Annotated in this window: 6 protein-coding genes; 2 read left to right on the top strand and 4 right to left on the bottom strand. The window is 54.6% G+C overall.

Translation table 11 applies throughout. The annotated features are described in order from the left end of the window. Nucleotides 1-141: 141 nt before the first annotated feature. From H5U02_13295 to H5U02_13280, 4 genes are all read right to left on the bottom strand, one after another. Nucleotides 142-1,500: a glycosyltransferase family 2 protein gene (locus H5U02_13295; GenBank protein ID MBC7343397.1), complete on the bottom strand. Its 1,359-nt coding sequence runs from the start codon at nucleotides 1,498-1,500 to the stop codon at nucleotides 142-144. Nucleotides 1,501-1,783: 283 nt separating this feature from the next. Further along, a complete protein-coding gene (locus tag H5U02_13290; protein MBC7343396.1) occupies nucleotides 1,784-1,969 on the bottom strand; it encodes a hypothetical protein in 186 nt (61 codons plus the stop codon). Between the two features lie 169 nt (nucleotides 1,970-2,138). Continuing rightward, nucleotides 2,139-2,369, bottom strand: a complete 231-nt coding sequence (locus H5U02_13285) for a zinc ribbon domain-containing protein (protein MBC7343395.1) — start codon at nucleotides 2,367-2,369, stop codon at nucleotides 2,139-2,141. A 116-nt stretch (nucleotides 2,370-2,485) separates the two neighbouring features. Then, nucleotides 2,486-3,577 carry an HD-GYP domain-containing protein gene (locus H5U02_13280; protein ID MBC7343394.1) on the bottom strand — a complete coding sequence of 364 codons (1,092 nt, stop codon included), beginning with the start codon at nucleotides 3,575-3,577 and terminating at the stop codon, nucleotides 2,486-2,488. Nucleotides 3,578-3,749: 172 nt separating this feature from the next. On the opposite strand from H5U02_13280, the gene H5U02_13275 reads away from it, so the two are divergent. Both H5U02_13275 and H5U02_13270 read left to right on the top strand, forming a co-directional pair. Beyond that, nucleotides 3,750-5,543, top strand: coding sequence for an ABC transporter ATP-binding protein (locus tag H5U02_13275; GenBank protein ID MBC7343393.1), 1,794 nt, complete (start codon nucleotides 3,750-3,752; stop codon nucleotides 5,541-5,543). Further along, a partial coding sequence (locus H5U02_13270) for an ABC transporter ATP-binding protein (protein ID MBC7343392.1) occupies nucleotides 5,524-6,279 on the top strand: 756 nt, incomplete at its 3' end. The genes H5U02_13275 and H5U02_13270, both read left to right, overlap by 20 nt.

Here is a 6,279-nt window from a genome sequence, read left to right as displayed (position 1 = left end):
GGCGCTAAAAGCGCCGCGCAGCCTCCTCTGCTCCCCCATAACCTATTAAAACCATCTGCCCGTTCTAGGGTCTTTAAAAAGAAAACATATGTTCGCATAAAAATTATAGAACAACATATTTGGGATTCTCAATGGAAAAAGTTACCATTTCTTGGTGAGCCCCAGGATTTCCTCGGCGTAGCCCCACACGCAAACTGGAGACATCATCAGTTGGTAAATGAGGGAGTAAGCTATAAATCCTAGCCGATTTCTCCTGATCTTCAATCCCAGCTCGGAGAATACTCTCCGCTGGTAACGATACATGACCCATTGGATAAGAAGGGTCAACGGCAAAACCGCCAGGGTCATAGGCCCAACGACCCAGAAATGGCCTAACAAGGCTAAAAAGATCCCGGGGATGAAAACCAAAGTATAGGTCAGGTCAAGAAGAGGAAAAAGTAAATCTAAACTCATTAGGTAGGTCACCAGGCGGGGCCAGCGCAACAGCATGTCCCAGTGGTACTTGAAGCCCTCGATCATTCCCCGGGCCCAGCGGCGCCTCTGCCGGGCAAACTGCTTAAAGGTAACCGGCACCCTGGTAAACCCCACGGCCGTGGGCTCAAACCCAATTCGGTAACCAGCCTTGATCAAGGCCCAGGTGAGGACAATATCTTCGCCAATACAAGCCGGCCACCCATTTATTGACCGCAAGACTTTAGTCTTATACAGGCTAAAGGCGCCCTGGGCCACCAACGTCCCCTGGTAGAGAGCCTGCTGGCGCTTAACCGAAGCAATGGCCAAGAAATAATCCCACTCCTGCAGCCTGGTCATAAAGGTATCCCTTGAGTTCTTAGCCAAAACCGAACCGGCTATGGCAGCGGTATGCTGGGGGTCACCCAACATCCTGGCCACTATCCGTCTTAAGGCCTGGGGATGAAGGAAGGTATCGGCATCAATGGTGACTACCAGTTCATGGGCAACCTCCGCCAGCCCTAGATTTAAGGCTTTCGACTTGCCCCCATGGTCGGCAGCAATTAACTTCAAGTTGGGCAGGCCAGCATCGAGAATTACTTCCCGGGTGCGATCGGTAGAGCCATCGTCGACAATAATCACTTCAATGGTACCTGGGTAATCTTGCTGCCTGATGGACCTTAAGGTTTCGGAAATATTCCTTTCTTCGTTGTAGGCGGCAATCAATATGGAAAGCGGGGGATAATCCTGGCGATCCAGATTAAGGCGCGGGGGCCTGTCCAATAAAAGGCTCGCCAAGAGAAATGCATTTAGGTATCCGGGAACCAGGGCTATGAAAAGGACGATAAGCCAGGCGACCAAATGCCCTACCTTAGTCGATAGATCCAGCACCCACGGGTAGCTCAGCCAGCAGGAAACAACAAACCAACTTAAGGCTATGGCGCTGGCGATGAAGAATTTGACCTTGACGGGAATATAAAACTTCTTTGGCTGGGTTTGTGGGCCAAACTTAGTTTGCGGCAACGGTTGTGGGGTTAAAGCTTGTTCCATGCTTCGATTGCTCCCAAGGCTATATGCTATGTGGCTTACAGCCGTGTGTTGGCCGAAAACTGGCTTAGCTGGCCCGGACAAACTTCAGGCCGTCTTCACAATTTTGTGGATAAGAATACCTCTCAATCGGTGGGCTGTAAACTTATCTCCGCTAAGGGAGGGTTAATTTATAGTTAAACCCGACCAGTATCTAGGAGGGAAGCCAGACCTGGCAACATACAACCAAATAAGAAAGTCCCCAAAAAGGGGACACGCTTCAAGCAAGAAATCTTTCAAGAATAGATTATAGTTTATCCTTGGGCAAAACGTTGATCAGCTCTTCCAGCGGCGCTTCGGCCATAAAGGCTTCATTGTAGATGCCCTTAAGCACAGCTACGCACTTGCCGTCGCGGCCGGTCTTGAAATCGATGACGCAGAAGATTACCCCCGGGTGGCCCGACTTTACTTTTACCAGATCCCCCACCTGCATAGACAAAACACCCCTGGTACAGGATATGCAGGCTGGACAAAAACGGTTACTTTGGTAACCGTGACCGCACTGGCAAAAACCTATAGGCGCTGTTCCTACGCTCCGTAATCCTACGTAGTTTTTCATGCCCAGCTGCGCGGCTGGGCGTGTGGGGTAAACTCGCTTCTCCTTAAGAGCAACCGGAGCAACCAGCGCAGCTTGAAGCTGAGCAGCTGGAACCGCCCCCGCCGGCCGCTGCCTCACCGTTAGCCCCTTTCTTGGTGAACATGAAGCCGGTAAATCGCTGTCTCACGTGGGCGCTATCGCACTGGGGGCAGCGAACTTTATCCTTCTCTTTGATAGCCACAAATTGGCTGAAGTAATGGTGGCAATCATTGCAAACGAAGTCGTAGGTCGGCATCATTGCATCCCTCCAGCCCTTAGTTTAGCACTTTCGCATCCCCTTGGCTAGCTCGTGACCAGCGAGCGCGAATCAGGGGCCAAAGCCAACCGTGGCCGGCCCTTGGGTTGCGGCGGTCAGCTTTGGGGCAGCGGTAGTTTTTCTGGGGGGATGACCTGGGTGATGCTGAGGCTTAGTTCCTCGGCCAGGGCCACCTCATGGGGGTGGCGCATCCTTTGGCCGCAAGGATCGTAGAGGATGCGAACGTTGGGCCGCTGCGATTTCTTTCGGGGAGTGCCAGTGACGATGCCGATCTCGCCGGTATTCAGCTGAACATAGGTTCCCACCGGATAAGCAGCTACATTGCTCAAAAAGGCCGTCACTATCTGGTAATCATAGGCGTGATTGCCGGATCCGGCGATGAGCTCATAGGCTTCATTGGGAGGATAGGCCTTGCGATACACCCGATCGGTAGTTAGCGCGTCATAGACATCGGCTATTCCAACCACTCGCGCATAATCATGGATCTCCGTTCCCTTGAGGCCCTGAGGGTAACCACCGCCGTTATAGCGTTCGTGATGTTCCAGCGCTACCCGGGCGGTACTTGGGGGCAAGTTTTGCTCAGATAGGAGGGTAAAGCCGTCGATGGTATGCTTCTTGATCTCAGAGAATTCCTCCGGGGTTAGGGGCCCGGGCTTGTTGAGGATGTGTTCAGGAACTCGGGTCTTGCCTAGATCATGCAGGATGGCGCCCATGCCCAGCTGTTCTAGGTTAGAACGGCTGTAGTTCAGGGTGATGCCCGTGAGCAAGGAGAGAACGCAGACGTTGACGGAATGGCCGAAGGTATACTCATCGGTCACCCGGATATCGGCAAGGTCCACAATTAAATCGTGCTGCTTCAAAAGCTCATCAATCATATTGCCGATTACTCTGTTGACTCGCTCCGCCTCAATGATCACCGGGTAACCGTTTTTTACGCCTTCCATTAGATCCCGAACCATTTTGGTGGCTTCCAGGCGAGTGGATTCAGAGATAGCCTCCACTATTTCTACGCCCTCAAGGTCTTTATCTTCTATATAAATGGAGGAAATGCCGAGATCTTTCAGCGCTTCGATGAAGCGGGGCCGCAGTACCACCCCGGCATTGAGCAATACCCGGCCATCAGCACTGTAAATGGCCCTACCTACCCGCATCCCTGGCTGAAGAAATTGCACTGGCATCTTCCGCACTGACCTTGCCCCTTCAATATTCGAGATTAATGCTTAGATTTCTGCTCTTACAATTTACGACATATTTCGACATGGCCGGCATACACAACCAATTCGACGCCGGCCTAATTACACCTGCCAATTGGTAATTGGCAAAAAGGTTTTACATTTTCTTAAGCGAATAAGATGAATCATGAATGAATATCGCACCCTCTGGCCTTTTTTCCTTAAATACCGAAAGCGCTATCTCATTGGCATCCTGAGCCTAGCCTTAGCAGATTTGCTGCAGCTAGCGCCACCCAAGATCCTAGGCCGCCTTGGCGATGCCTATCAAAACGGCTCCTTGGCGCCACCTTTACTGGCCTGGTCAGCCTTAGGCATCCTAGGGGTAGCCTTGGGAATTGCCGGGTTTCGCTACCTTTGGCGCCTCCACATCAGCGGCACTGCCCGGCTAATCGAGACCGAGCTGCGCAGCCAGCTATTTCAACACCTGCAAAGCCTACCTCCCCGCTTCTTTGATGAGCGGCCGGTAGGGGATCTCATGGCCCACGCCACCAACGACCTCACTGCGGTACGCATGGCCCTAGGGATGGGAACCGTGCTTATCATCGATGCCCTCCTACTTACTTCGGCCACCTTGGCCATACTGTTAATAGTTATCGATGTCCGCCTCACCTTGGTGACGCTGCTGCCGCTTCCGGCTATGGGGGCAGTAGTGGGATATTTGGGCCAGCGCATCCATCGGCGTTTCCGCACCGTCCAGGCCGTGTTTGCCCAGCTAGCCGCCAGGGCAGAGCAAAACGTCACCCGCATCCGCCTGGTCAAAGCCTTCGGACAAGAGCAGGCAGAAACACAAGGGTTTGATGAGCTATCCCTGAGCTACGTCCAGGAAAACTTGCATCTTGCCAAGGTCCACGGGCTGCTTTTCCCCAGCGTAGACCTCCTCTCCGGGGCAAGCCTGGTGATAGCTTTAGGCTACGGCGGGCCCCTGGTGCTTGGCCAAGCTATTTCCTTGGGCGACTTTGTCGCCCTGGTTGGGTATCTCGCCCTATTGGTTTGGCCCATGATCGCCATGGGCTGGTCCATAAATATCTTCCAGCGGGGAGCCGCCTCCTTGGGGCGCATCAACGCCTTATTGGCTGAGGAGCCGGGGCCGGCAGCTGGACCGGCTGAAGGGGGGAGGAGGCTTATGGGGAAGATCGAACTCAAGGGCCTGACCTTCAGCTATGGCGGCAATGCCAGCAGTCCCCCCGCCTTAAAGGACCTTCATCTGGTGGTGGAGCCGGGAGAAACCATGGCCATCGTCGGCCCAAGCGGCAGCGGCAAGACCACCCTGGCCAACCTGCTGCTGCGGCTCTATGAACCGGAGGAGGGTCAGATCTTCATCGATGGGGCTGAGATTCACGCTTTACCCTTAAGGAGCTTGCGGGAAAACATCGGTTACGTACCCCAGGAGAGCTTCCTGTTTTCGGATACCTTGGCGGAAAATATCGCTTTTGGCCGCCCGGACGCTTCCCGGGAAGAGATCGAAGCGGTTGCCCGCCTGGCCTGCCTGGAGGAAGATATCGCCAGCTTTAGCCACGGCTACGAGACTCTGGTGGGAGAACGGGGAGTTGCCCTTTCGGGAGGCCAGCGCCAGCGAGTGGCGCTGGCCCGGGCCCTCATCCGCGATCCCGCCATCCTCATCCTGGACGATAGCCTGTCAGCCGTGGATGCCGCCACCGAAAAGCAGATTCTCGAGAATTTACGCCAGTTTTGCCGGGGGCGTACCACCCTGATCATTTCCCACCGCTTGAGCGCAGTGCGCAATAGCGACTTGATCGTGGTCTTGTCCCACGGCAAGATAGTGGAAATGGGCAACCATCAAGCCCTGATGCGCCAGCGAGGGTGGTACTACCGAGCTTATCGTCACCAGCTCCTCGAGGCTAACCTCTTACGATCGGGGGCCAAGGAGGAAGGAGAGAGCTATGGCCGAGGCCATCCTTAGCGATGCCGATAGCCCACGCCGGGCCGGGGACCCTTGGCTTCTGCTTAAGCTTTGGGCCTATGCCCGGCAGCATTGGCTCCTGGTCCTGGGTGCCTTGGCGATGTCCTTAGTGGCCACCGGGGTGGAAATCGCCAGTCCTTACATCATCAAAATGGCCATCGACCAGTACCTGACCGGCCGGTCCTTCCCCTTGGCCGCTGCCGAGGCGGAGGCGTTGGCCAAGGGTCTGGTTCGCCTGGCCTTACTCTACCTGGCCCTAATTCTTATTGCCTTTATCTTCAACTACCTGCAGACCTATGCCTTGCAATATGTGGGCCAGAAGGCCATGTACCACTTGCGCATGGAAGTGTTCTGGCGGCTTCAGCACTTACCCTTGGCCTACTTTGATCATAACCCGGCCGGGCGCCTAGTTACTCGGGTCACCAACGACATCGATGCTTTAAACGAAATGTATACCAGCGTTCTGGTCTATGCCTTTCGTGATCTATTCCTAGTGATGGGGACCATGGCAGTGATGCTCCAGCTAAGCGTAGGGTTGGCCGGGCGAGCGCTGCTTTGCCTGCCTATACTTATAGCCGTCACCGCCCTATATCAGTTCTACGCCCGCCGGGCCTACCGCCTCGTCCGGGCCAAGCTGGCCGCCCTCAACGCCTCCCTGCAGGAGAACCTTAGTGGGATCAAGCTGGTACAAGCCTATATGCGCCAGGAGCATAGCTTCCAGAAGTTTTCTCAGGCC

Source organism: Clostridia bacterium (assembly GCA_014360065.1).
Classification (GTDB): domain Bacteria; phylum Bacillota; class DSM-521; order Neomoorellales; family JACIYF01; genus JACIYF01.
This window is presented reverse-complemented; position numbering and strand designations above follow the sequence as displayed.